26 protein-coding genes are annotated in these 25,368 nt (G+C 54.9%); 24 read left to right on the top strand and 2 right to left on the bottom strand.

What is annotated here, in order from left to right; genetic code table 11:
• Window positions 1–142: 142 nt before the first annotated feature.
• Both AAIE03_RS08360 and AAIE03_RS08355 read left to right on the top strand, forming a co-directional pair.
• Window positions 143–1,003: an NAD(P)-dependent oxidoreductase gene (locus AAIE03_RS08360; RefSeq protein WP_194761443.1), complete on the top strand. Its 861-nt coding sequence runs from the start codon at window positions 143–145 to the stop codon at window positions 1,001–1,003.
• The gene (locus tag AAIE03_RS08355; RefSeq protein WP_024471589.1) at window positions 1,000–1,782 is read left to right on the top strand and encodes an AraC family transcriptional regulator; all 783 of its coding nucleotides are present in this window, start codon (window positions 1,000–1,002) and stop codon (window positions 1,780–1,782) included. Before AAIE03_RS08360 ends, AAIE03_RS08355 begins: the two co-directional genes overlap by 4 nt.
• On the opposite strand, the gene leuA is transcribed toward AAIE03_RS08355, so the two are convergent.
• Complete coding sequence (gene leuA / locus AAIE03_RS08350; protein ID WP_022622755.1) at window positions 1,703–3,418, bottom strand: 2-isopropylmalate synthase; 1,716 nt, start codon at window positions 3,416–3,418, stop codon at window positions 1,703–1,705. The genes AAIE03_RS08355 and leuA overlap by 80 nt on opposite strands.
• 186 nt (window positions 3,419–3,604) lie before the next feature.
• Here leuA and AAIE03_RS08345 point away from each other — a divergent pair, with 186 nt between their 5' ends.
• From AAIE03_RS08345 to AAIE03_RS08255, 19 genes are all read left to right on the top strand, one after another.
• Window positions 3,605–4,627, top strand: a complete 1,023-nt coding sequence (locus tag AAIE03_RS08345) for a dipeptidase (protein ID WP_022622756.1) — start codon at window positions 3,605–3,607, stop codon at window positions 4,625–4,627.
• Window positions 4,628–4,772: 145 nt separating this feature from the next.
• Window positions 4,773–4,844 carry a pyrroloquinoline quinone precursor peptide PqqA gene (gene pqqA, locus AAIE03_RS08340; protein ID WP_009090272.1) on the top strand — a complete coding sequence of 24 codons (72 nt, stop codon included), beginning with the start codon at window positions 4,773–4,775 and terminating at the stop codon, window positions 4,842–4,844.
• A gap of 52 nt (window positions 4,845–4,896) precedes the next feature.
• Window positions 4,897–5,814 carry a pyrroloquinoline quinone biosynthesis protein PqqB gene (pqqB, locus tag AAIE03_RS08335; RefSeq protein ID WP_014593676.1) on the top strand — a complete coding sequence of 306 codons (918 nt, stop codon included), beginning with the start codon at window positions 4,897–4,899 and terminating at the stop codon, window positions 5,812–5,814.
• A gap of 3 nt (window positions 5,815–5,817) precedes the next feature.
• The gene (pqqC, locus tag AAIE03_RS08330) at window positions 5,818–6,573 is read left to right on the top strand and encodes a pyrroloquinoline-quinone synthase PqqC (protein WP_194761442.1); all 756 of its coding nucleotides are present in this window, start codon (window positions 5,818–5,820) and stop codon (window positions 6,571–6,573) included.
• A gap of 2 nt (window positions 6,574–6,575) precedes the next feature.
• Window positions 6,576–6,854: a pyrroloquinoline quinone biosynthesis peptide chaperone PqqD gene (gene pqqD / locus AAIE03_RS08325; protein ID WP_013025733.1), complete on the top strand. Its 279-nt coding sequence runs from the start codon at window positions 6,576–6,578 to the stop codon at window positions 6,852–6,854.
• Window positions 6,841–7,983, top strand: coding sequence for a pyrroloquinoline quinone biosynthesis protein PqqE (gene pqqE / locus AAIE03_RS08320; protein ID WP_013025734.1), 1,143 nt, complete (start codon window positions 6,841–6,843; stop codon window positions 7,981–7,983). The genes pqqD and pqqE overlap by 14 nt, the downstream gene beginning before the upstream one ends.
• Complete coding sequence (gene pqqF, locus AAIE03_RS08315; RefSeq protein ID WP_498562940.1) at window positions 7,983–10,244, top strand: pyrroloquinoline quinone biosynthesis protein PqqF; 2,262 nt, start codon at window positions 7,983–7,985, stop codon at window positions 10,242–10,244. The genes pqqE and pqqF overlap by 1 nt, the downstream gene beginning before the upstream one ends.
• A gap of 118 nt (window positions 10,245–10,362) precedes the next feature.
• Complete coding sequence (locus AAIE03_RS08310) at window positions 10,363–10,947, top strand: YceI family protein (protein WP_022622759.1); 585 nt, start codon at window positions 10,363–10,365, stop codon at window positions 10,945–10,947.
• A gap of 522 nt (window positions 10,948–11,469) precedes the next feature.
• Complete coding sequence (locus tag AAIE03_RS08305) at window positions 11,470–12,450, top strand: 6-phosphofructokinase (RefSeq protein ID WP_014593680.1); 981 nt, start codon at window positions 11,470–11,472, stop codon at window positions 12,448–12,450.
• A 9-nt stretch (window positions 12,451–12,459) separates the two neighbouring features.
• Entirely contained in the window at window positions 12,460–12,774 is a 315-nt protein-coding gene (locus tag AAIE03_RS08300) for a PTS sugar transporter subunit IIB (protein ID WP_013025738.1), read from the top strand.
• Window positions 12,767–14,134, top strand: a complete 1,368-nt coding sequence (locus AAIE03_RS08295) for a PTS sugar transporter subunit IIC (protein WP_014593681.1) — start codon at window positions 12,767–12,769, stop codon at window positions 14,132–14,134. Before AAIE03_RS08300 ends, AAIE03_RS08295 begins: the two co-directional genes overlap by 8 nt.
• Window positions 14,121–14,963: a class II fructose-bisphosphate aldolase gene (locus AAIE03_RS08290; protein ID WP_014605870.1), complete on the top strand. Its 843-nt coding sequence runs from the start codon at window positions 14,121–14,123 to the stop codon at window positions 14,961–14,963. Before AAIE03_RS08295 ends, AAIE03_RS08290 begins: the two co-directional genes overlap by 14 nt.
• A gap of 66 nt (window positions 14,964–15,029) precedes the next feature.
• Complete coding sequence (locus AAIE03_RS08285) at window positions 15,030–15,299, top strand: hypothetical protein (RefSeq protein WP_013025741.1); 270 nt, start codon at window positions 15,030–15,032, stop codon at window positions 15,297–15,299.
• Window positions 15,300–15,308: 9 nt separating this feature from the next.
• Window positions 15,309–15,746 carry a PTS sugar transporter subunit IIA gene (locus AAIE03_RS08280; RefSeq protein ID WP_013025742.1) on the top strand — a complete coding sequence of 146 codons (438 nt, stop codon included), beginning with the start codon at window positions 15,309–15,311 and terminating at the stop codon, window positions 15,744–15,746.
• Window positions 15,743–16,384, top strand: coding sequence for a P-loop nucleotide/nucleoside kinase family protein (locus AAIE03_RS08275; protein WP_015700330.1), 642 nt, complete (start codon window positions 15,743–15,745; stop codon window positions 16,382–16,384). Before AAIE03_RS08280 ends, AAIE03_RS08275 begins: the two co-directional genes overlap by 4 nt.
• On the top strand, window positions 16,335–16,802 hold the full coding sequence (locus tag AAIE03_RS08270) for a thiol-disulfide oxidoreductase DCC family protein (RefSeq protein WP_072138750.1): 468 nt from the start codon (window positions 16,335–16,337) through the stop codon (window positions 16,800–16,802). Before AAIE03_RS08275 ends, AAIE03_RS08270 begins: the two co-directional genes overlap by 50 nt.
• 115 nt (window positions 16,803–16,917) lie before the next feature.
• Window positions 16,918–17,325: a DUF2231 domain-containing protein gene (locus tag AAIE03_RS08265; RefSeq protein ID WP_014605867.1), complete on the top strand. Its 408-nt coding sequence runs from the start codon at window positions 16,918–16,920 to the stop codon at window positions 17,323–17,325.
• A 12-nt stretch (window positions 17,326–17,337) separates the two neighbouring features.
• Window positions 17,338–18,639: a PQQ-dependent sugar dehydrogenase gene (locus AAIE03_RS08260; RefSeq protein WP_014593685.1), complete on the top strand. Its 1,302-nt coding sequence runs from the start codon at window positions 17,338–17,340 to the stop codon at window positions 18,637–18,639.
• 626 nt (window positions 18,640–19,265) lie between these two features.
• Window positions 19,266–19,895 carry a DapH/DapD/GlmU-related protein gene (locus AAIE03_RS08255; RefSeq protein WP_210509613.1) on the top strand — a complete coding sequence of 210 codons (630 nt, stop codon included), beginning with the start codon at window positions 19,266–19,268 and terminating at the stop codon, window positions 19,893–19,895.
• A gap of 53 nt (window positions 19,896–19,948) precedes the next feature.
• Here the strand turns inward: AAIE03_RS08255 and AAIE03_RS08250 are convergent, their stop codons facing one another.
• Complete coding sequence (locus AAIE03_RS08250; protein WP_014605865.1) at window positions 19,949–21,415, bottom strand: catalase; 1,467 nt, start codon at window positions 21,413–21,415, stop codon at window positions 19,949–19,951.
• A gap of 321 nt (window positions 21,416–21,736) precedes the next feature.
• Between AAIE03_RS08250 and AAIE03_RS08245 the strand changes: the two genes are divergently transcribed.
• The 3 genes from AAIE03_RS08245 to AAIE03_RS08235 all read left to right on the top strand — a co-directional run bounded on the left by AAIE03_RS08245 (window position 21,737) and on the right by AAIE03_RS08235 (window position 25,339).
• The gene (locus AAIE03_RS08245; RefSeq protein ID WP_014605864.1) at window positions 21,737–22,717 is read left to right on the top strand and encodes a TIM barrel protein; all 981 of its coding nucleotides are present in this window, start codon (window positions 21,737–21,739) and stop codon (window positions 22,715–22,717) included.
• Between the two features lie 65 nt (window positions 22,718–22,782).
• Entirely contained in the window at window positions 22,783–23,823 is a 1,041-nt protein-coding gene (locus AAIE03_RS08240; RefSeq protein WP_014605863.1) for a sugar ABC transporter substrate-binding protein, read from the top strand.
• A 16-nt stretch (window positions 23,824–23,839) separates the two neighbouring features.
• Window positions 23,840–25,339: a sugar ABC transporter ATP-binding protein gene (locus tag AAIE03_RS08235; protein ID WP_498562939.1), complete on the top strand. Its 1,500-nt coding sequence runs from the start codon at window positions 23,840–23,842 to the stop codon at window positions 25,337–25,339.
• Window positions 25,340–25,368: the final 29 nt, after the last annotated feature.

The following is a 25,368-nucleotide window of genomic DNA, read 5'->3' as shown; positions in this document are numbered from 1 at the left end:
CGGGAAACGGTGTCTTCATGGCCCGGTACGCGCGGGTCACGGCGTGCCGACGGGACGCGCCGGGTAACAGATGCTACATTTTAGCCTGCGCCGTCAGGTACACAGAAGACGGATACCCATAATCAGAACGAAGGAAATCAGCATGAAACAACCTGATGTTGCAGTACTGGGATTAGGGGCGATGGGGCATGCCTTTGCCGCTAATTTACTGAAAAAGGGGTTCAGGGTGTACGGCTGGAACCGCACCCGTGCGCGGGGGGAAGATTTGATTGCGGCGGGGCTGACGTTAACCGATTCCGCAGCGGAAGCCGTGCAGAAGGCGGACGTGGTGATTGCCATGTTGTCAGACGGCGAGACCACAGAGCAGGTCCTGCACGAGGTGAAAGCGGCGCTGAAACAGGGCGCAACGCTGTGCCAGATGGGCACGATCGGCGTTGAAAAAACGGATGCGCTAATCACTTTCTTTGCTCAGGCTCGTCCCGATGTGGTGTTTATCGACGCGCCGGTTTCCGGTACCAAGGCGCCCGCAGAGAACGCCCAGATTCTGGTGATGGCCAGTGGCGATCGGTCCCGTGCTCAGGCCGCAGAGGCCGTCTTCGACGCGATAGGTAAAGGCACGCAGTGGCTGGGTGAGGCGGGCAAGAGCTCGCGCATGAAGCTGGTCATCAACAGCTGGCTGATTGGTCTGATGCAGAGCCTGGCCGAAAGTACCCGGCTTGCCGACCAGTTTGGTTTCTCAACCGACGATCTGTGGCAGGTGCTGGACGGTGGCCCGCTGGCGGCGCCTTATGCCAAAATGAAGCTGGGCATGATGGCCAGCGATGATTATACCCCGCAGATGCATCTGCAATGGGCGCTTAAAGACGCGAAGCTGGCACTGGACGCCTCAGACAGTTCACTGCCCGCGCTGGAAAATATCGCCAGCGTCTGGCAGCAGGCCGTGGAAGCCGGGCACGGTGAAGAGGACTTAGCCGTGATCTATAAATATCTTAAGTCGCAATGAGTTCAAGGGTCAGTTTTGATTTCAGCACGCGCCCGCTGGTGCCGCTGGCGCACGACTATTCGCATGGTGCGACAGAACCCTGGCACCATCACAGCTGCGCGCAGCTTATTCATACGCTGAGCGGCGTCGTGCGCGTGGAAACAGAACAGGGCAGTTGGACCGTACCGCCAAGTCGTGGCGTCTGGCTGCCCGCTTTTACTCGTCATCGCTTGTACATTACCGGCGCAGTCGCCGCACGCACGCTGTTTATCGATCCCCTTGCCAGGGCCGATCTTCCCGCCAGCTGCCAGGTCGTGCAGATTTCAGCCCTGCTGCGCGAGCTGATCATCCACGCCATCGATTTGCCCGTGTCCTATGCGCCAGCCAGCCGTAGCGAGCGGATTTATGAATTGATTCTGGATGAAATTCGCGGCATGGATGCGCTGCCTTATGCGTTGCCCCTGCCACAGAGCCCACGTTTACGGGCGCTGTGCATGCAGATTCAGGCCGATCTGGCGGGCGACTGGTCTCTGGCGGCGGCCAGCGCCAGGCTCAACCTGTCTGGCCGGACGCTGGCTCGCCATTTCGTGCGTGAAACCGGCCTGCAGTTCAGTGACTGGGTCCGGCGGGCGCGCGTGGCTGTTGCACTGACACGGCTGGCGCAGGGCGACAGCGTATTGCGCGTGGCTTTGGATCTGGGCTATGAAAGCCCGAGTGCCTTTAGCGCCATGTTTCGCCGTCTGCTGGGTGTATCGCCAACGGACTATTTTCCTGCGGCAGAAAGTGGCTTGCCGCGTTAAGCAACGCCTGCAGTGCGGCGCGCGACGTATCATTGTCGATGCTGACGCCCCAGTGGCGTTCGCCCTGAAGGTTGATGCAGCTGACATAGGCAACTGAGCGGCTGTCGCTACGTTTTCCCAGCGTATGTTCATGATAATCTTCAATGGTCAGCGCCAGGTCGAGGGACTGACGGAGTGCCGTCACAGCGGCGGAAAGCAGGCCATTACCGCGGCCTGTCAGACGCAGAGTGCGGCCCTGATGATGGACTTGGGCACGCAGTTGCGTCTGCTCGCCCGACTCGCTTTGACTGTGCGCTTCCATCAGGCGCAGAGCGGGCTGCTCAATCTGATAGTGACGGCAGAAAAGCTGCCAGACAGCGTGCTGCGTCATTTCTTTACCGTGCAGATCGCTCTCCTGCTGAACGCAACGGCTGAAATCCTGCTGCAGAGGGCGGGGAAGTTGCAGGCCATGATTTTGCTCCAGCAACCAGGCGGCCCCGCTTTTACCCGACTGGCTGTTTACCCGAATCACAGCTTCGTAACTGCAGCCGATATCGGCAGGGTCGAGTGGCAAATAGGGGATCTGCCACTGCGTTTCCTTATGCTGGCGGCGGTAAGCGAATCCCTTCTTAATCGCATCCTGATGCGAGCCGGAAAAAGCGGTAAATACCAGCTCACCGGCATAGGGATGACGGGGATGGACCGGCAGTTTATTGCAGTCGGTCACCACCTCAATAACCCGCGCCATATCACTAAAGTCCAGTCCCGGCGCAATGCCCTGGGTATAAAGATTTAACGCCAACGTCACCAAATCAACGTTACCTGTACGTTCACCATTGCCAAACAGGCAGCCTTCAATCCGATCCGCGCCTGCCAGCAGGGCCAGTTCCGCGCAGGCGACGCCCGTTCCTCTGTCGTTATGAGGATGAACGCTGATACATACCGCGTCGCGTCGGCTAAAATGACGGCAGAAAAACTCTATCTGATCGGCATAGACGTTGGGCGTATTCACTTCAACAGTGGCGGGCAGGTTGATGATCATGGGACGTTCCGGGCTGGGTTGCCAGACCTCTGCTACCGCCTCACATATCTCCAGCGCGAAGGCCGGCTCTGTAAAACAGAAGGTTTCGGGTGAATATTCAAAGCTCCACTGTGTGTCAGGCGCGGCCTCACATGCAGCACGAATCTGTCTTGCGCTCGTGGTCGCCAGCGCCACGATCTGTGTTTTACTCTGATTAAACACGCGTTCGCGAAATAAGGGGGCGGTGGCATTATACAAATGCACAATGGCGCGCGGTGCGCCTTCCAGTGCGCAGAATGTTCTGTCAATCAGGTCGTGACGTGCTGGCGTTAACACCTGCAACGTCACGTCATCAGGAATGCGCTTTTGTTCGATAAGATCCCGCACAAAGTCAAAATCCGTTTGCGAGGCAGAAGGAAAGGCGGCTTCAATCTCTTTAACGCCGCAGTCCAGTAATAATTGCCAGAACTGCAGTTTCTGCGCACGATTCATCGGTTCTGCCAGGGCCTGATTGCCATCCCGCAGGTCGGTAGACAGCCAGCGTGGCGCGCGGGTGATCTGCTGTGAAGGCCACTGGCGAGAGGCCAGATCAACGGACGGGAACGGACGATATTTCTCAGCCGGATGCATCAACATAGTCATCTCCTTGTAGGTGTTAATCCAGTGTGGCGTGGCGTTACGCCCGCCGCGCGCGGAAAACTGACAACCTGAAGCGCAAAAGTGACAATTTTGTTGACGCCTTGTGGCGCTGAGTGCGCAGGCGTTTGCTGAAGGGGAAAGAGAGCGGTAGCATAACCTGATGTTTCTCAAGGTGGTTCCCCTATGCTGGTTTTCGACGGGCACAACGATCTGTTACTCAATCTGTGGCTGTACCATCGCGATGCGCCCGCAGAGGCTTTCTATGCGGGCGTGCCAAAAGGTCACCTCGACTTTCCTCGTATGCAGCAGGGCGGTTTTGCCGGTGGGCTGTTTGCTGTTTTTGTGCCGCCGCAGGACTATCTCGCTCAGGTCGCCCCGGCTCGCGCCGCGCAAGAACCCTATGATCCGCTGACAATCATGTGGCAGCAGCTGGCGATACTGCAGCAGATCGCTGCGCAGTCAGCGGGCCGTGCCAGGCTATGCCACAGCGCTGCAGAGATTGAAGCCTGCTTTGCTGAGGGCGTGTTGGCGCTGGTGGCGCATATTGAAGGGGCCGACGCGCTGGATGCGGAGGGCGAAACGCTAAACGCCTTCTACCAGGCAGGTGTTCGGTCTATCGGCCCATTCTGGAATCTGAAAAATCGCTTCGGCGAAGGGGTTAACGGCAGTTTTCCAGGTTCGCCGGATACGGGGCCAGGCCTGACGGCAGAAGGGGAAGCGCTTATCAGGCAGGCCGCTGCCTTAAACATGATGATTGATGTGTCGCATATGAATGAAAAAGCCTTCTGGGATACGGCCCGGCTTTCCGCTGCGCCGCTGGTGGCCAGCCACTCTAATGCTCACGTTTTATGTGCTCAGCCGCGCAACCTGACCGATAACCAGCTTAAGGCGATCCGTGCCAGCGGTGGGCTGGTTGGCATAAACTTTGGCAATGCGTTCCTTCGTGCTGATGGAAAACGCGACAGCGATACCGATCTGACAGAAATCGTCAAACATTGCGATCACTTAATTAACATAATGGGCGAAGATCACGTGGCATTCGGTTCAGACTTTGACGGGATCTCGCCGCCTGAGGCATTAGGTGACGTCAGCGGTCTGCCGCGATTGCTCGCCGTTTTTCGCGACTCGGGCTATGATCAACGCATGCTGGAAAAATTAACGTGGGGAAACTGGCTGCGGGTTTTGCAACACACCGGACTGCACTAACACGTTTTCTTACGGGCTTTTCATTGATTTCACCTGGCCGTCTGCGTGAAAATAGTGTGACAAGGTTCGCATTTTAACCCCTGTCACAATGCTGTCTTGCAGTCATTTATTTGTCTGTTTATCTCAATCTATAAGGAAGAAAGTTATGTGGAAAAAACCAACGTTTGTTGACCTGCGCCTCGGTCTGGAAGTGACGCTGTACATCTCCAACCGCTAATCACTTGCCCGCCGTCTGTGCGGGCATTTTGTTTCAACACCTGGTTCCTTTCATGTTTATTAAAGTCCTTGGATCGGCTGCAGGCGGTGGATTCCCTCAGTGGAATTGCAACTGCCCCAACTGTGATGGTGTGCGTAACGGGACTCTGCAGGCCAGCCCGCGCACCCAGTCCTCTATCATCATTAGTGATAACGGTGAAGACTGGGTTCTCTGCAATGCCTCACCTGACATCAGCCAGCAAATACTGCACACGCCTGAATTAGTGAAAAAGGGCGTTCTGCGCGGGACCGCGATCGGCGGCATTATTCTTACCGACAGTCAGATTGACCACACCACCGGGCTGCTTAGCCTGCGTGAGGGCTGCCCACATCAGGTGTGGTGTACACCCGAAGTGCATGACGATCTGACGACCGGTTTCCCGGTGTTTACCATGCTGAAACACTGGAATGGCGGACTTCAACACCGGCCCATTCGTCCGTTAACGCCGTTTAACGTGGATGTGTGTCCGGATCTCCAGTTTACCGCTATCCCGATTCTCAGCAATGCACCGCCGTATTCACCTTACCGTGACCGTCCGTTACCGGGCCACAACGTCGCGCTGTTTATTGAAAACCGCGCCAACGGCCAGACGCTCCTGTATGCCCCTGGGCTTGGGGAGCCGGATGCGGTGATCCTGCCCTGGCTTGAGCAGGCCGACTGCCTGCTGATTGATGGTACGGTATGGCAGGATGATGAATTACTGACCGCGGGCGTGGGTAAAAATACCGGCAAGGCCATGGGCCACCTGGCGCTGGCCGAAGAGCAGGGGCTGATGGCACTGCTCGCCCGTCTGCCAGCAAAACGAAAGATTTTAATCCATATTAACAACACGAATCCCGTTCTCAACGAACAGTCACCTCAGCGGCAGTACCTGACACAACAGGGCATTGAGGTGAGTCACGACGGGATGGCGATACATCTTCAGGACTAAACGATGCTGATTACGGAAACCCTGTCGCCGCAGGCCTTTGAACAGGCGCTGCGTGATAAAGGCGCCTACTACCATATTCATCACCCGTACCATATTGCGATGCATAACGGTCAGGCTACGCCTGAGCAGATTAAGGGATGGGTGGCGAATCGCTTTTACTACCAGACCAGCATTCCGCTGAAAGACGCGGCGATTATGGCCAACTGCCCCGATCCGGCAACCCGACGTAAATGGGTACAACGCATCCTGGATCATGATGGTAGCCAGGGCGAAGATGGTGGCATTGAGGCCTGGTTACGCCTGGGCGAAGCGGTGGGCTTAAGCCGGGATGAACTGGTCTTGGAGCAGCATGTCCTGCCGGGCGTCCGGTTTGCGGTTGATGCCTATGTCAGTTTTGCCCGTCGCGCAAACTGGCAGGAAGCGGCCTGCAGCTCGCTGACCGAGCTGTTTGCGCCTCAGATACATCAGTCGCGGCTCGACAGCTGGCCGCAGCACTATCCGTGGATCAAAGAAGAAGGTTACTTCTATTTCCGTAGCCGCCTGAGTCAGGCCAACCGCGACGTGGAGCACGGCCTGGCGCTGGCGCTGGCGTTTTGCGACACCGCGGAAAAACAGAACCGCATGCTGGAGATCCTGCAGTTCAAGCTGGATATTCTGTGGACCATGCTGGATGCCATGACCATGGCTTACGAACTTCAACGCCCGCCTTATCATAGCGTGACGGATAAAGCGGCCTGGCACACAACCCGACTGGTATAACGATGAACGAACACACAATTGCCGCCTTTCGCCGGGGCTACCGTATGCAATGGGAAGCGGCACAGGACAGCCACGTCGTGCTTTACCCGGAAGGCATGGCGAAACTCAATGAAACCGCCGCCGCCATTCTGGAGCTGGTTGACGGCAAGCAGGATATCGCCGCGATCATTGCCATTCTGGATGCGCGTTTCCCCGAGGCCGGCGGTGTGGGCGAGGATGTCAAAGAATTCCTGCAGTCAGCCTATGAACAGAAGTGGATACAGTTTCGTGAACCAGCATAAACCCGGCGTCAATCCGCCCCTGTGGCTGCTGGCCGAGCTGACGTACCGCTGTCCGCTCCAGTGCCCGTACTGCTCAAATCCACTGGATTTTGCCCAGCAGGAAAAAGAGCTGAGCACTGAACAGTGGATCGACGTCTTTCGCCAGGCACGCGCCATGGGCAGCGTTCAGCTCGGCTTTTCCGGCGGGGAGCCGTTAACGCGCAAAGACCTGCCCGACCTGATCAAAGCGGCACGTGACTTAGGTTTTTATACCAACCTGATTACCTCCGGGATTGGCCTGACGGAGAAAAAGCTTGAGGCTTTCAGCGACGCGGGACTGGATCATATTCAGATCAGTTTCCAGGCCAGTGATGAAACCCTTAACGCGGCGCTGGCCGGCTCTAAGAAGGCGTTTCAGCAGAAGCTGGAGATGGCGCGGGCGGTCAAAGCCCACGGCTATCCCATGGTGCTGAACTTCGTGCTGCATCGTCACAATATCGATCAGATCGATAAGATTATCGACCTGTGCATCGAGCTTGAAGCCGATGATGTGGAGCTGGCGACCTGTCAGTTTTACGGCTGGGCGCAGTTAAACCGTGAGGGATTGCTGCCTACCCGTGAGCAGATCGCCCGGGCCGAAGGCATCGTGAATCAGTACCGTGCGCGCATGAGCGACAGCGGTAGCCTCACCAATCTGCTGTTCGTGACGCCTGACTATTATGAAGAACGTCCCAAGCCCTGCATGGGCGGTTGGGGCGCGATCTTCCTGAGCGTCACGCCCGATGGCACCGCGCTTCCGTGCCACAGCGCACGCCAGCTGCCGGTGGCTTTTCCCTCTGTGCTTGAACAGAGCCTGGAGGATATCTGGTACCACTCGTTTGGCTTCAACCGCTATCGCGGCTATGACTGGATGCCGGAACCCTGTCGCTCCTGTGACGAAAAAGAGAAAGATTTTGGCGGCTGTCGCTGTCAGGCCTTTATGCTTACCGGCGATGCAGACAATGCCGATCCGGTCTGCAGCAAATCGCCGCACCATGGCAAAATCCTTGATGCCCGCCGTGAAGCCGACTGCAGCGACATTAAAATTGGTCAGCTTCAGTTCCGCAATCGCAGCAATTCTCAGCTGATCTATAAAACGCGGATTCTGTAATGCATTCACGCTGCCTGCAACTCAATGGACTGAACGTAACGCTGTGCCACCAGCCGGACGCCACCCAGGCGGCGGCGCTGGTCAAAGTGGCGGCAGGCAGCCATGACGAGCCAGAGCGCTGGCCTGGACTCGCGCATTTGCTGGAACACCTGCTTTTTACTGGCAGTCAGCGCTGGCCGCATGACGGGCGGCTGATGAGTTGGGTTCAGGCGAACGGCGGACAGGTGAATGCTACCACCCAGGCACGCGAAAGCGCCTGGTTTTTTGAGGTCACCCCCGACAACTTCAGTGAAGGCCTGTTGCGCCTGCAGGATATGCTGAGTGCGCCGAGCCTGACCCGCGAGGCCATCAGCCAGGAAATCGCGGTGATTGATGCAGAGTACCGCCTGCTGCAGCGCCATGCTGCGGCCCGCGCGGAAGCCGCCATGTTTACGCCAGTGACGTCTCCGGCGCAGTTTAAACGCTTTCATGTCGGGAACAGGATGTCGCTCGGTGACAACGTCACTGATTTGCAGGCGGCGCTGCGGGCTTTTCATCAGCGCTTCTTTCACTCAGACAACCTGACGCTGTGGCTGCAGGGCCCACAGTCGCTGGAACAGCTCACCGCGTTGGCGAAGGCGTTTGCCGCTGCGTTTCAGCCACGCAACAGTGCCAGGCGGCCCGATGCCCCGGTAATGCTTTCGCCCAACAGGGCGCTGGCGTTACAGCAGGAAGGGCCATCAGCACTCTGGCAAAGCTGGATTTTACCCGCGCAACTTCGTGACAGTGTCACTTTACTGCGCGAGTTTTTCCTTGATGATGCCCCAGGCGGGCTGCTGGAAACGCTGTATGCACGCACGCGGGCCAGCCAGCCTGACGTGAAATGGCTTTATCAGTCGGACGCGGACATGTGGGTGGCGGTCACGTTCGTCACGGAGGATCCGGCCGCTGTTCCGCCCCTGATCGCGTCCTTTCTTGAGGCGCTGCGCCATACCACGCCGGTGCAGCGGCAGCACTACTGGCAGCTGGCGCAGCAGCGCCTGGCCGCACAGTCCCCCCTGCAGCAACTTCAGGCGCGCGCGCTGGGCTTTGCGGCCGTGGGCGACTGTCCCGACCTGGACGCCTTACTGAACGAAATGCACGCCGCCACGGCGACCACGCTGATGTGCGCCGCCGAGGTGAAAGGTGAAACGCACAGGGTTCAGGGTTATGACCTGTCACTGACAGCCTGGCAAAAGCCCGTGATGAATTGCCCGCCCGTCAGGTGGACATTTTACCCGCAGCCGAATCTCTTGCCGCTGCGTGCAGAGCCGACCGGTCAGGCCGTGTTACCCCATATCACACCGGATGAGACGCAGGGCACGCTGGTGCTGCGTCCTGAACTTTATACAACATGGGCAGCCGGCGCGGCCTGCGAGCCTGAGTTACGCCCCGTGTTTGCGGTGCTGCGGCATTTTTCCGGCAGCGGAGAGTGGCGTGAGGTGCAGGGCGTCTGGCAACTCACCCTGCGCCTGCCGTCAGACAAGACGCTGCTCAGTGCGGCACTGGGGCAGCTTGTGCAATGCCTGATGCAGACACACAGCGTATCCACGCCGGTGATACCGGGCATTGCGATACGCGAACTGCTGCGCCAGCTGCCGCTCCGGCTGGCGACGTCACTCAATCCGCAATGCTGGCGTGCCGTCCTGCTCGGGGGCAATGCCGAACAGCATCGGCTCGTGTCCCGGCAGTTGAGTGTGCTGACGGTGAATTCACCTACGCGCCCTGAGTACCGCTGCGTAGGCGGTGAAACCTGTATTCCCCATCCCAGCGATGACAGTGCCGTTCTGCTGTTTATTCCCCTGGGCGACCCGCAGCAGGTAGCCGCACTTCGCGCGCTGGCGCTGATCTGTGAGCCGCGCTTTTATCAGCGCTACCGGGTAGAACAGCCGATCGGCTACGTCGTCAGTTGCCGCTACCATCGCAGTACGGATAGCGATGGTCTTCTCTTTGCGCTTCAGTCACCGGATTGTCCGGCATCGACGCTGATCCAATACTGCGAAGACTTTCTGCGTGACATAGCGATCTACATTGCCCAGCAGGCAATCGATCTGCTCAAAACGCCGCTTTTGCAGGTGAAAGAAGATGCAAGTGAAGTGGCGTTACGCCAGGCGAATGGGTTGCCAAACCTGGAGGCGGAGAGGATAGCCGCACTCACTGAGGGAGAGGTGAAGCAGTTACAGCAGCATTTACTGACCGATCGGCACCGCTGGCAGATCCTGTATGCTAAAGGTAAGAATTAGAATAATCACACACTGATATTGCTGAATAATTTTGATTGTTTACGCCAAATCTGTTCACTTTTACTTCCTGCTTATATGGCTCAGACTCAAGGTGATGTCATAAAATAAGGAAGTAAAAGTGAAGAATGTAAAACGTTTCACGCTGCCACTGCTCGCAGCTGCTGCACTGTATGTTCCGGTTTCTCAGGCTGAAGCCATGCATTATCAACTCGACCCGCAACATACCTCTGTTGTGGTAAGTTGGGAGCACTTCGGCTTCTCCCATCCGACTGCTGACATTCCAGACACGACAGGTTCTCTGGTTTTTGACAGCAGCAAGCCTGAGCAGTCGCGCGTTGACGTCACGTTACCGGTTAGCAAAATCGACAGCCATGTTCCTGCCCTGACCAAGGAATTCAAAGGCGCGGAGTATTTCGACGTGGCGAAGTATCCCAGTGCAACCTTCCGCAGCACCAAAGTCATTGCCAAAGGCGATAACAAATTTGATGTTGAAGGGAACCTCACTCTTAAAGGCATTACCAAACCTGTGACGCTGCATGCCACGCTGAATAAGCAGGGTGAGCATCCGATGGTCAAGAAGCAGGCGATTGGTTTTGACGCCACCGGTACCATTAAGCGTTCTGACTTCAAACTGGACAAATATGTACCAGCAGTCAGTGATGACGTGACACTGACTATTTCTACGGAAGCTTACGCCAAGTAAATTCCGTTACTTTTCCGGCCCGGCACCCAGGTGTCGGGCTTTTTTTTTGCAGCAGATTACGCCGCCGCCGGCCAGGCTAAGCGCCATTCGTCGTCCTTGCACTCACCCCTCGGCATCCTTTCGCCCTGCGACAGTACGCGCTAAAAAATGCATCTCATCATGGTGTTCCTGCGGATTCACCACGCCATCGTCTGTTTCGGAAATAACAGATCGCCTGCCGAACCTAAAAAAATGAGGTCAGAATCACAAATTCACATCGAGATTTTATTGGCAACGGCGTGATGCCGTATTGACAGAAAAGTTATTCCGATCCCTATATTTAACCTGTTGTTTTATAACGTGAAGCTAATCGTCTTTCCTGAATCAGTAAATGTGATTTGTTTCACATAAATAAGCTGGTTCAAGGGGCTGTCAATATATTGCCTGCATAAATTCCTCTCGTTTTTGTGATCTCACTTGCAAATACCAGGCTGATATCCCGAAACAATAGCTTCAGACGCATTAAGCCAGAAGGATGTCAGGATGAGAATCGGAATGGTCATTAGCGGCGGCGACGTCACCGGCATTAATAATTTCATTTTCCAGATAGCCAGGATGACGCAGGCGGAGATGATATTATTTAACGGTGGCATTCCAGGCTTGCTGGATAATGTCTGCCAGGAAATTTCTCAGCGCGATTTAGTGGATTTTTCCATTACTTCTCTTCCGGTAATGCAGTCAGGCCGAACCGCGCGAAAATTAATTCGTAGCGAATATGAAACGATCGCCCGGCAGTTAAAAGCATTACGCATCGACGTATTAATTCTGGCTGGAGGCGACGGATCGCTGCAATTTCTGCATACGCTCAGTGAATTTGGTGTGAACTGTTTTGGCATCGGCATGACGATTGACAACGATGTCTACGGCAGTGATTACACGGTGGGCTTTTCCACCGCCTGTGAGCAGGTTTTAAAAGAGGTGGCAAAGCTCAGAAACACCGGTCGGGCATTAACGGGCCGGGTATTTATGGTGGAACTGCTCGGCGGCTACTGTGGTGAATTGACGCTCCAGTCAGCGCTCAAATCCAACGCCGACTTTGCACTGATCCCGGAATGCCAGATCCCCACAAACGTGCTGGCAGAACGCATCACTCAGCGCCTCAGCGAACAAAACAGCGTGGTAATCCTCTGCTCAGAAGGTTACACACGGGAATATTCACCGGGCTTTCAGGGGGCGATTGACACATTAATTAAGCAGCTTGAACCGTTGATCGGCGTGCGCATTCGCAAAACGATCGTCGGCTATGGACTGCGAAATGGCGATCCCACCTGTGAGGAAATTTATCAGGGCACCATTATGGCAAGTGAAGTGGTTCGTTGTATTCAATCCGGAATGCGCAATAAAGCCGTGATTATTAACGGCAGTAATAAGCCTATTCCGATTGACTTAATAAGCATGAAAAAACGCCTGGTCGATACAGAAGGGCATCATTATAAACTCGCTAAACAACTGCATATATTGTGAGGAGAAAACATGCTGAAAATTTTATGTGTCTGTGGTTGTGGTCTGGGGTCAAGTTTCGCTATCGAAATGAGTGCGAAAGCCGTTTTAAAAAAACTGGAGATTGACGCCGACATCGATCACACCACGATTTCAGAAGCTAACGCATTTAAATCCGACATGATCCTGACGCAAAAAGCCTTTGCGGATGTCTTAAATGCCGACGCCACACCAGAACAGATTAAACGCGTAATTATATTAAATAAACTCACCGATAAAGCTGAAATTGAGCAAAAAATCGTGGCTTTCTTAAAAGAGCGTAATGTGAAGGTTGCTAATCATGAATAGTGTAATTAATTTTCTGGTTAAAGACTTACTGGGGCAGGCATCCATTCTGATCGCGTTTATTGCGCTAATCGGACTGGTCCTGCAAAAAAAATCTGCCGGCAAGGTGGTAGAAGGCACGTTTAAAACCCTGTTGGGGTTCTTGATCATGATGGCCGGCATCAACATCATCGTGGGCGCGCTGACCTTCCTTAACAGCATCTTCACCCATGGTTTTGGGATGCAGGGCTACATCACCGACGTGGCGGCGATTGCCGGACTGGCAAACCGCGAGTTGGGATCGGAAGTGGCCATGACGCTGCTGGTGATCTTCATCGTCAACATCATCATTGCCCGCCTGACACCGTTTAAATACATCTTCCTGACCGGCCAGGCGCTACTGTGGATGGCCACCATTGGCGCGGTTATCGGCTATAAAGCCGGCCTCACCGGATTACCGCTCATTTTAACCGGCGGTATTTTTGGTGGCGTGATGGCGGTCGTGATGCCAGCGCTGGCGCAGCCGGTGGTGCGTCGTATCACCGACTCGGACGATGTCGCGCTCGGTCACTTCTGCACCATTGGTTACCTGCTCACTGCGGCAGTGGCGAAGGTGGTCGGAAAAGGCTCACGCTCGACGGAAGACTTAAAGCTGCCCGATAACTTTAAGTTTCTGCAGGACACCTATCTGTCTATGGCGGTGGTGATGGTGCCGATGTACCTGATTCCTGCCGTGGCGGCAGGCCCGGCTTTTATCGCTCAGTACAGCAGCGGCACCAACTACCTGATGTATGCCTTTATGCAATCCATCCAGTTTGTGGCAGGCGTGTTTGTGCTCTACAGCGGCGTGCGACTGCTGCTGAACGAACTGGTGCCGGCTTTCCGCGGTATTGCCATGCGGCTGGTGCCGGATGCGAAACCCGCCCTCGACTGTCCCGTTATGTTCCCTTATGCGCCAAACGCGGTCATTGTCGGCTTTCTCGCGACAACGCTGGGCTCTGTGGTGGGGATGCTGGTTTTCCCGATGTTTGGTCTGGCGATGATTCTGCCCGGTCTGCTGACTAACTTTTTTGCCGGCGGAACGGCAGGCGTGTTCGGTAACGCGCTGGGCGGACGACGCGGGGCGATGATCGGCGGATTCGTCCACGGCCTGTTTATCACTTTCCTGCCCGCCATTCTGGTGCCGATGCTGGAAAGCTACGGTTTTACCGGCGTGACCTTCAGCGATTCCGACGTCATCAGTACCGGCCTGGTGCTGGGACATGCTTTCCAGAATAACTGGCTGTTCGTTGCCGTGTTCATTGCTTTTGTTACCGCTATCGCCTGGTTTGTTAACGGAAAATCCACTAAACCCCGTGAGGAAAACGTGCATGAAACTTTATAACTTTACCGAATTGCTGAAAATTGCCAAAGAACGCCAATTTAAAGCGGTAGGGTCATTTAATTTACACTGCCTGGAAATGTTACCGGCTTTTTTTAAAGCTGCCGAAAATACCAACAGCCCATTAATGATTCAAATTTCAACCGGTACAGCGAAATATTTGGGACATGAATTACTGGTGGATGCAATTAAATCGCTGTCAAAGAGTAAAAATATTCCGACCTGTTTGCACCTGGATCACTGTTCCGATTTAGACGCGATTCAGACGGCAATTCAAGCCGGGTTCAGTTCGGTCATGTATGACGGGTCACATTTACCGCTTGATGAGAATATTGCCAATACCCGCAGGGTGATTGATATGGCCCGCCCCGTAAATGTCTCTGTGGAAGCGGAGCTGGGCGCAATTGGCGGCTCTGAAGACGGGAAATGTGTGGAAATGAGCGATATTGCGTTCACCACGGTAGAGGATGCCAAACGTTTTGTGAATGAAACCGGCGTGGATATGCTGGCCATTTCCATCGGCACGGTTCACGGGCTCTACACCGGCAAAGCCCATATTCAGCATCAACGGCTGGCGGAGATTACGGCTGCCACGGCTACGCCGCTGGTTCTGCACGGTGGTACCGGGGTCAGTGACGAGGACATGCGCCTGGCGGTGGGCAGCGGTATCGAAAAAGTGAACGTGGGAACGGAAATGAATGTGCAGTGGGTCGCCCAATGCAAGGCAACGTTTGAAAAAGGCAAAGTTAACGACAGCGTGCGTAATTTCCTCGTGCCTGCGAATAATGCAGTGACCAATGTATTAGTAGAAAAAATGCAGCTGTTCCGTTAAGCACTTTTATTATCCCGACGTGAATAAACCTGAAGTGCCCTGGCGCTTTTCGGGGCAGGAGACGCTATGTTTGGATTCATGAAAAAGAAAGTGGAAAATACGGCCTCAGAGGATGCAGAACGCGATCGTCAGGCAGAGCAGGTCAGTCAAAAAATAACGGCGCTGGAAGCAAAGCTGGCAGCGAATTCAGGCGACACTGAAACGCAAAAACAATTAATGCTGGAATATAACCGTGCATTATCATTGTTTGCGAAAAGTCGCCTTTACCGGGATGACATTGATCCTCTTTTTGTGAAAATTGATGAATTACGCAATCTGGTGCGTAAATCAGTTTAAGGAGCAGTAATGACCATTAAACAGTTATTACAGGAAGCCAATGCTGTTCAGGTAGGTATTGCCGCCAGGGACTGGCAGCAGGTTATCGCCATGGCGGCCAGGCCGCTGGTGGAGGGCGGCTATATTCAGGCCTCTTATCCTCAGGCGGTGATCGAGAATACGCTGACTCACGGTGCCTATTACGTGTTTGAAGAAGGTATCGCCATCCCGCATGCCCGCCCGGAAACGGGCGTGATTCGCGACTGCTTCAGCATGGTACTGCTTTCGGAGCCGGTCTCGTTTGACGGCAGCGACAAGGCGGATATTGTGATCATGTTTGGCGCCCGTGACAGTAATGCCCACATAGAAGAGGGGATTCGCGCGATTGTCACCCTGCTAGAGGATGAAGAAACGTTGGTCAGGTTACGTCAGGCCAGCAGCGTCGCGGAAGTGATGGAGATCCTATGACCAGTGAAACTGTCATCAAGCGGGTGGTGTTGGTTAACGGCATTCCCGCCTCAGGCAAAAGCACGCTGGCCCGTGCGCTGTCACGGCGTTTTTCCCTGCCGGTTCTCACGCTGGACAGCCTGAAGGAGCCTTTTATGTCCAGCTTTGCGCCGGTCGACCGCCAGCGTAACCGGCAGTTGGGCTGTGCAGCGTACCAGGCTATCTGGAACATTGTCGCTCAGTCCCCGGCTGATTGCGTCTTCCTGATCGATGCATGGTTTGGGTTTCAGCCCAAAAGCGTACTGGAGCAGGGATTAAAGCGGGCTGGCGTGAGCGAGGTGCTGGAGGTCTGGATGCAGATAGCACCTGACGCCGCCGTCGCGCGCTATCAGTCACGGCTCACGCAGCGCATGCCGGGCCATCCTGGCGCCGAGTACCTTCCCGAGCTGCGTCGCCTGGCAGAGGAGGCGCAGCCGATGGCGCTGGGGCCGCTGTTGAAAGTCAATGCCAGTGCCATTGACGAGCACGCGGTGGGCCAGTGGCTGGCTCAACATCTGAGGTGGGCAGGCTATACTGCTTCTGTTAAGGATGAAACAGAGGAAGAGGAGCATGCCACAGCCACCCTATCTGCAAACGGGCGAGAGCGTCGTGCTTTATGATGGCGTATGTAAACTCTGTACGGGCTGGGTGCGTTTTCTGCTGCGCCATCGGCTGGCGCGGCAGGTTCGTTTTGCGTCCGTGCAAAGTGAACAGGGCAAAGGGCTGCTGAAATGGGCCGGCCTGCCCGAGGATAATATCAATACGATCGTCTATATCCGTAGCGAGGGTCATTGGCTGCGTGCCCAGGCGGTGCTGCGGGTGATGCAGCAGTTACCGCTGCCGTGGCGGGCGCTGAGCGTCCTGCGCGCGTTTCCCGACCCCATCAGTAATTTTTTCTACAACGGTATCGCGCTCAACCGCTACAGGCTGTTCGGGCGCCATACCCTGGAACAGGCGATTACGGCCGATTATCCGGGGCGTTTTCTCTCATCGCCGCCTGACAGCGGTGCGGGTCAGGTTAAATCCGCGATAATGTGAATTAAAACCGTCATTTTTCTTCAGATTTACTAATATTTTACAGGCAGGTTTACGGCGTGATGGAAAAGTAATGCGCTGTGCTTGAGCTGTAATATTATTCAAAATGGAGAAAAACATGCGCAATACCTCTGGACGTTCGGCCGTCGCTGTGACGCTGTATGCTCTTCTGGAGCCTGTACCGCTTGGCTTTTTCGTGGCGGCCTGGCTGTTCGATATCATCTATATGAAAACCTTTATCATTCTCTGGTCAATCAGTGCCAGCTGGTTAATCGCCATTGGCCTTGTGATTGCCATCCTGCCCAGAATAATTAGTCTGATTTATATGTTTCGCGGCAGCACTGCGCCAGAGAAAACCCATTTCTGGCTCTCTCTGGTCGCCATCATTCTGGCCATTGCCAATGCCTTTATTCACAGCCGTGACGCGTATGCCGTGGTGCCAACGGCGGCGATTCTGTCGACCCTGGTCGTGATACTGCTGCTGCTGGCGAACGTGCAACTTGCGCTACGTCAACGTACTGCTTAAGGAGAAGCCATAATGAAAATGCCGCAACAATCCCTTATTGCGCTGACGATGATGGCCCTGCTGGCGGGTTGTGATACCGGGGCGACGATCGATCCGCAAAAGCAAATCGGTGCCAATCCCGAGTTACCGGAAGCCAAAAACTTTATGGTGCCGCCCATGCAGGTACCGGAAGGCGCACCCTGGAAGAACGGTGAAAAGCCAACCGTGGCGCAGGGGCTGAAAATTGAAAAGATTGCCGACCATCTTCAGCATCCACGTCAGGTTTATGTTCTGCCGAATAACGACATCCTGATCGCCGAATCGAACGGCATGCCAAAACCGACCACCAAGCCCAAAGAGCTGATCACCGGGCTGGTCAAAAATGCCTCGGGCAAAGGGGGCAAGGGCGGCAACCGCATCACGCTGCTGCGCAACGTAAACGGTAAATGGGAACAGCATCGCTTTATTGAAAACCTGAGTGCCCCCTTTGGTATGCAGCTGGTGGGGAACACGCTGTACGTGGCTAACGCAGACAGTCTGGTGAAATTCCCTTACAGCGAAGGGCAAACCGAAATTCGCACCGCGCCCCAGTGGGTCACCGAGTTACCTGGCGGGCCCATTAACCACCACTGGACGAAAGCGCTGTTGGCCAGCCCGGACGGCAGCAAGCTCTATGTCGGCGTCGGTTCCAACAGCAACATTACCGAGAACGGCATTGGCGCCGAATATCGCCGCGCCGCGATTCTGGAAGTGGATGCCGCCAGCGGCGCCAGCCGGATCTATGCCAGCGGGCTGCGTAATCCCACCGGCCTTGACTGGGAACCCCAGACGAAGCAGCTATGGGCGGTGATTAATGAGCGTGATGAAATCGGCTCTGACCTGGTGCCTGATTACCTGACCTCGGTTAAAGAGAACGGCTTCTATGGCTGGCCTTACAGCTATTTCGGCCAGCATGTTGACGTGCGGGCGCAGCCACAGCGGCCGGACCTGGTTGAAAAGGCGATTAAGCCTGACTATGCGCTGAGTTCGCATGTCGCACCGCTCGGACTGCTGTTCTACGGCGCTGAGAACATGCCGCAGTATCGCGGTGGCGCGTTTATCAGTGAGCACGGCAGCTGGAACCGCAAACCCCTCAACGGTTACAAAGTGATTTGGGTGAAGTTTGAGAACGGCAAACCGGTAGGGCAACCGCAAACCGTGGTATCCGGCTTCTTAACCCAAGACGAGAAACAGGTGCGTGGCTTACCGGTCGGTCTGGCCAGCGACAAACAGGGCGGTCTGATCATTGCGGATGACGCCGGTGATACGATCTGGCGCGTGAGTTCGGCGAACTAAGGCTAAACTGCAGACACAAAAAAGGATTTGGCATTACGCCAAATCCTTTTTTTATGCGTTCGTTGCCCGGCGGGTAACCGGATGGCGAACGAGGTGCTCAGCACTCTCCACAAATTGATTGTAAAGAGGGCTGCGCAAGACTTCAAGTTTGGCGAAAATACTGTATATTTATACATGTGTTGAGTGTTGGGTATCGCCGCAGGGTTAACTGATTGCTTCCAGGGGAGCTCGGTAATGCAAATCCCGGCAGGTAACAGGTGGTGCTGACCTGTGGCTTAAACCCCGAGTGCCGCTCAGCCCTCTCCACAAAGTTGTGCTCAGGCACCTGGCGGGTAACGGTAAGGCCCTGGTTGCTGAACAGCGCGCTCCTGTTGCGGGAGAAGGAAAGTGATGGAACTGACGAAGCTGATTCTGGAAATCATCCGGATCATCTTGCAGATCATCGTTGCCCTTATGCAACTGACCGGTCATGCAAATTAACCGGAACTTTGACCAAGGCGGAGCTAACCACTCCGCCTTTTTCGTTGTCAATTGCCTGTCATCTTTCCCGGCTACAGTGGCGCGGCAATCGGGTGCCTCAAAGGCACAACTTATCCAGACATCAGACCAGTTCCGGGAGCCTTTTCATGTCACTTGCCATTGTCAAACCCGCCAAACTCCAGCAGACCGAAATTGACGCCAGCGTACGTATGCGCGAAACCCAGATTGGCTCACAGTGTGAAATTCTGGCGCACAGTTACCTTGAATACAGCACCCTTGGCGACTTCTCTTACGTCGGTGAACACTGCTGCATCGCAGACAGCGCAATAGGCCGCTTCACCGCCATTGCCAATCAGGTACGCATCGGTGCACCTAACCATCCGATGGATCGGGCGTCGCAACACCGCTTTACTTATTGTCCGGAGTATTACGATGCTACGGCCACGCGCGACCACGGTTTTTTTAGCGCCCGCCGCGAAGAACGGGTGATCATTGGCAACGATGTCTGGATAGGTCATGGCGTGATTGTCCTGCCTGGCGTGACGGTAGGCGATGGTGCGGTGCTGGCGGCAGGTGCGGTGGTGACCAAAGATGTGGCGCCCTATACCGTCGTGGGTGGCGTGCCGGCTAAACCAATCCGCGTTCGTTTTCATCCGGCGATTGCAACCCGGCTACAGCAGATTGCCTGGTGGAACTGGCCGCTGGAAAAAATCATGGCTAACCTGGCCGATTTTCAGTCAGGGGATATTGAGCAGTTTTGTGCCAGACATGGCTGAGCGCGTTTGCGCAAAAGAGTAACGGTGGCTTACGCCACCGTCAGATGTGCGGGTTATCGCTTAGCGCGTGCTTCCTGCACCTTGCTGGCGATACGATCGCCAATGGTCTGGTCGATGTTGCGCCAGTACTGAAACGCTCGCGAAAGCACCGGCTCTTCAACCCCGTTCAGCAGATGACCGCTAACGTTGTTGACCAGCCTGTCGCGCGCGGCATCATCCATCACCTTGTTGATCAGGGTATTTGCCTGGCCCACGTCGTCATCGTCCTGACGCAGTGAGTAAGGGGCACGAACCATGTCGCCGCTGGCTGACCAGACCGAGTCGGTGGGATAGCGGTCGCCATCTGCCACCGGGCCGCCTTTGCTGTTGGGGGCGTAAACCGGGTCGGATACCGGATTCATCCGCATCGCCCCGTCTTTGCTGTAGCTGTTCACCGGCGACTGCGGGGCATTAACCGGGATCTGTTTATAGTTCACTCCAAGCCGTGCGCGATGGGCGTCGGCATAAGCAAACACGCGACCAATCAGCATCTTATCCGGGCTGAGCCCGATGCCAGGGACCAGATTATTCGGTTCAAATGCGGCTTGTTCAATCTGCGCATGGTTGTCCGTTGGGTTGCGGTTCAGCGTCAGCTTGCCAACTTTGATGAGTGGATAATCACTGTGCGGCCACACCTTGGTCAAATCGAAAGGATTGAAACGATAGCTGTCAGCCTCAGCAAACGGCATGATCTGCATGTACAGGGTCCAGCTCGGGAATTGGCCGTTTTTGATCGACATAAACAGGTCACGCGTATGGTAATCGCCATCTTCGCCTGCCAGTTTATCGGCTTGCTCCTGCGTCAGGTATTCAATGCCCTGGTCGGTGTGGAAATGATATTTCACCCAGAACTTTTCACCCTGTTCATTGACCCACATATAAGTGTGGCTGGAATACCCATTCATATGACGCCAGTTTTTGGGAATCCCACGGTCGCCCATTAGCCAGGTGACCTGATGCGAGGATTCGGGTGACAGCGTCCAGAAATCCCACTGCATATCATTGTCACGCAGATTGTTATCGGCGCGGCGCTTTTGTGAGCGAATAAAGTGCTGAAACTTCATGGGATCGCGAATAAAGAACACCGGTGTATTGTTGCCCACCATGTCGTAATTGCCTTCGCGGGTATAAAACTTAATGGAAAATCCGCGCGGATCGCGCCAGGTATCCGGGCTGCCGCGCTCGCCAGCCACCGTTGAAAAACGCATCACCACGTCAGTTTTCGTGCCCGGCTGAAAAACGTTGGCTTTGGTGTAGCGACTCACATCTTCAGTCACCTCAAAAAAGCCAAATGCGCCGCTTCCTTTCGCATGGGGCTGCCGCTCGGGGATGCGTTCCCGGTTGAAGTTGGCCATCTGCTCAATCAGGTAATGGTCGTGAAGCACCAGGGGGCCATCGGGACCGACGGAAAGGGAATGCTCATCGCTGGCCACCGGAATACCGGCATCGGTTGTGGTGGGTTTACGCTCATCATGACTCATCGAAATAGTCTCCATTTTTATAAGGGTAATGCATGGAGTAAGCGTAGTGCATATCTGGCCATTGCATCGGCTAATCCTCCCGGGTTTTCACATTTACTGCTGCCGGCTATGGCTGACCTGGCGCAGTCGTCCACGTTTTACTGGCTGTCCCCGCAGATCGTTGCCCGCGCTGATTAATCCGTGACCGCTCTCGCATTTTGGTTATTTCAGCGACAACAAGGATTGCGTGTTCAAGCGAGAAGTGTAAATTCTAATATAACTTCACAGTTAGTTGTGAAAAAGGAAAGTACATTACAACCCTGTTACTAAGGATTGAGCCTCATGTCAGATTTAAAGTTTGCTACTCGTCTTAACTCCTTTGCTTCGGGGGCACATCTCTACTGGCCAGATTTGCAGGGCAAGCCCTCTGTACTGCAAATGGTGGCGCGCGCGGGCAAGGTTAAAGGCTTAACGCATTTGGATCTCAACTATCCGCAGCACCTCACCAGTGACAGTAAAACGCTGCGCCAGGCTATTGAGGATGCCGGGCTGGCGGTCAACGGCATGCAGATGCGGTGGGATGCACCGCAGTTCAAAATTGGCGCATTTACCCATCCGGATCCGAAAATTCGCCGTGAGGCGATTGACCTGACCAAGCGGGGAATCGATACCGGACGGGAATTTGGCTCCCGCTTAATGACGTTATGGATGGGCCAGGACGGTTTCGACTACTGCTTCCAGGTCGATTACAAAAAAATCTGGGAAGACGCCGTCAGCGCGGTGCGTGAAATCGCCGACTACGCGCCGGACGTGGATGTGAGCATTGAATACAAACCCAACGAGCCGCGTGCCTACAGCATTTTTCCCAACGTGACCACCTGCCTGCTGGCCGTGGAAGAGGCCGGAAGCCCGAACCTCGGCATCACGCTGGATTTCGCCCATGTCCTGTTCGCCAATGAAATTCCTGCCTGGGCGGCGGCCATGGTGGCGCGTCGTTCCCGGCTGCTGGGGCTGGATTTAAACGACGGCTGGGGCAAACGTGATGACGGACTGATGGCGGCATCGGTTAATCCGCGCGCCACGTTGGAGTTTCTGTGGCAGATGCAGCGTGATGGTTATCAGGGCGCCTACTATTTTGACACCTTCCCGGATGCCAGCGGACTGGATCCAGTACGTGAAGCCGAAACCAACATTGCCACCGTGACGCGATTACTCAAGCTTTGCGACCAGCTTAATGATAATCCGGCGCTGGCAGCGGCGATCAGCCGTCAGGATGCGGTCGCCTCACAGCAAATCGTCAACGACATTATGCTGGCGCGTTAACGCACGACGCCGGCTGCAGAACAGCAATTTCTTACCCTACAAACGCAGAATAAAAGGCTGAAAAAATGAAAAAACGTTTACTCGCCGTTATCGCTTCGTCGCTCTTGTGTGCCAGCGTTTATGCCGCCGATCTGGCACCGCTTAAGTCCGATACGGAACAGGACCGCACCGACTGGTCAACGCTCGACAGTCGCTATGGCGCGATGCCGAAAGTCGATAAATCTCTCAAAATCGGTGGCGTATCCAAAACCCTGACCAATGAATACTGGCGTTTGCTGGGCGAGGGCTACCAGAACGCCGCCAAAAAATATGGCATCACCGTTGCTTATCAGGCCGCGGCAAATGAAGACGATCAACTGGGCCAGTTGTCGATTGCCGAAACCATGATTTCTCAGGGCTATAACGGCCTGCTGGTCTCTCCGCAAACCGACATTAACCTTGAGCCTGCACTGGAAAGCGCCAACAGTAAAAAAATCCCGGTTGTGAACGTCAATGACGCGGTGATGCCGAATGCGGAACACTACGTCGGTAATGTCCAGAAAGACAACGGCGTGCGCGTAGCGAAATGGTTTATCGAGCACCATCCGCAGGGCGGCAAGGTTGCGGTGATCGAAGGACAGCCTGGCGTCTATGCTGCCGGTCAGCGCACCAGCGGCTTTAAAGAAACGCTCAAGGCCAACGGCAAATTCAATGTGGTGGCCAGCGTACCGGCCAACTGGAGTCGTGAGCAGGCCTTTAATGCGGCGAGCACTATCCTGCAACAGCATCCTGACCTGATCGGTTTTTATGCCAATAACGACACGATGGCGCTGGGCGTGGTGGAAGCGGTACGCGCCATGGACAAAGCCAAACAGGTGGCCGTATTCGGAACCGATGGGATCTCCGATGCCTATGCCTCCATCAAGCGCGGCGAACTGACCGGTACCGTGGACAGCTTCCCGGTGCTGACGGGTGAAGTGGCGATGGATGTGATGCTGCGTTTGATTAACGGCCAGAAAATCTCACGCGTGGTGTCCACACCGCAGGCGCTGATCACCAAAGAGAATGCGGATGCGTTTTCCACTCAGGACATGGAAAAGCTGCGTCAACTGTTAGCTAAACAGTAAGCCTGGCGGAGAGCGTATGGAACAGTATCGTTTAATGATGCGCTGCATCAACAAAACCTACGGCAGCGCCGCAGCTTTACAAAATGTCGACTTTTTTGTGAAGCCCGGTGAAGTACATGCCTTGATCGGTGAGAATGGCGCGGGCAAATCTACGCTGCTAAACATTCTCTCCGGCGTGCGCGGCGCAGACAGTGGCGAAATCAGCGTCAACGGCCAGACGGTGCAGATGAAAAGCCCACTCAGCGCGCGTCATGCGGGGATCGCGATGATCCATCAGGAACTGCAGCATGTTCCAGAGCTCTCGGTCGCGCAGAATATGTTTCTGGGCCGCCCACTGACCAAAGCAAAAGGCTGGTGGGTGGATAAAAAAGCCCAGCTGTCGCGTGCCGCGCTGATTCTGAAACGGCTCGATCCCACGATCGATCCCAACAGCCCGATTAAACATCTTAAGGTTTCGCAGCAGCAGATTGTCGAAATAGCCCGTGCGTTGCTGGATGACGCCAAAATCATCGCGATGGATGAGCCAACTTCCAGTCTGACGCCGCGCGAGTTTGACCGGCTGGCTGAACTGATCGCCGACCTCAAATCGCTGGGCGTCTCTTTAATCTATGTATCACATAAGATGAACGAGATTTTCAGAGTCTGTGACCGGGCGACGATCATGCGCGATGGCAAACAGGTTGGGGTGGTGAACATCTGCGATGAAGATGAAGAAAGCATCGTGGCTAAAATGGTCGGGCGCAAAATAGAACGGCTCGATCACAACGCCTTTGTCACCGCTCAGGAAGTATTACGCGTCGAAAATCTGGCGCGTGGCAATGAAATATCGCCCGCTAATTTTAGCGTCAACGCCGGGGAAGTGTTGGGCATTGCGGGGCTGGTCGGCGCAGGACGTACCGAGTTGCTTAAGCTGATTGCCGGTATCGACAGGCGCAGCAGCGGCACGGTGAAGGTCAATGGGTATTCCGTTCCAAACCATAATATCAGCGCGGCCATAAAAGCGGGGATTGGTCTGGTGCCGGAAGATCGTAAAAAAGAGGGCATTATTAAAGCCCGCCCGGTGAAAATGAATATGGCGCTGCCGTCCATGCGTCAGTTCACCCTGGGCGGCGTGATCAATAAGCAGCGGTTAAACAGGGCAGCACATGAGGTGATGAGCGATCTTAAACTGCGCCCCATGGATATTGAAAAAACCATCGGTACGCTCAGTGGCGGTAATCAACAAAAAGTCATTATCGGACGCTGGGTAGCCGCTGACGCAAAAGTCTTTTTATTCGATGAACCCACGCGCGGCATTGATATTGGTGCCAAGTCAGAAATCTATAATTTAATTGAACGACTGGCGAAGGCAGGTAAAGCCATTATTGTTGTCTCATCGGAAATGACGGAAATCATTCGTATCTCCGATCGTGTACTGGTGATGCGCGAAGGGAAAATAACCAAAGAGTTAAAGGGCGAGGCTATCACCGAAGACAATATTGCCCGTTTTGCCATTAAAGATGTTGAAACTGCCTGATCTCATACCTGTATATAAAGGCGATAACC

Source organism: Pantoea sp. Ae19-2 (assembly GCF_059801205.1).
This window is presented reverse-complemented; position numbering and strand designations above follow the sequence as displayed.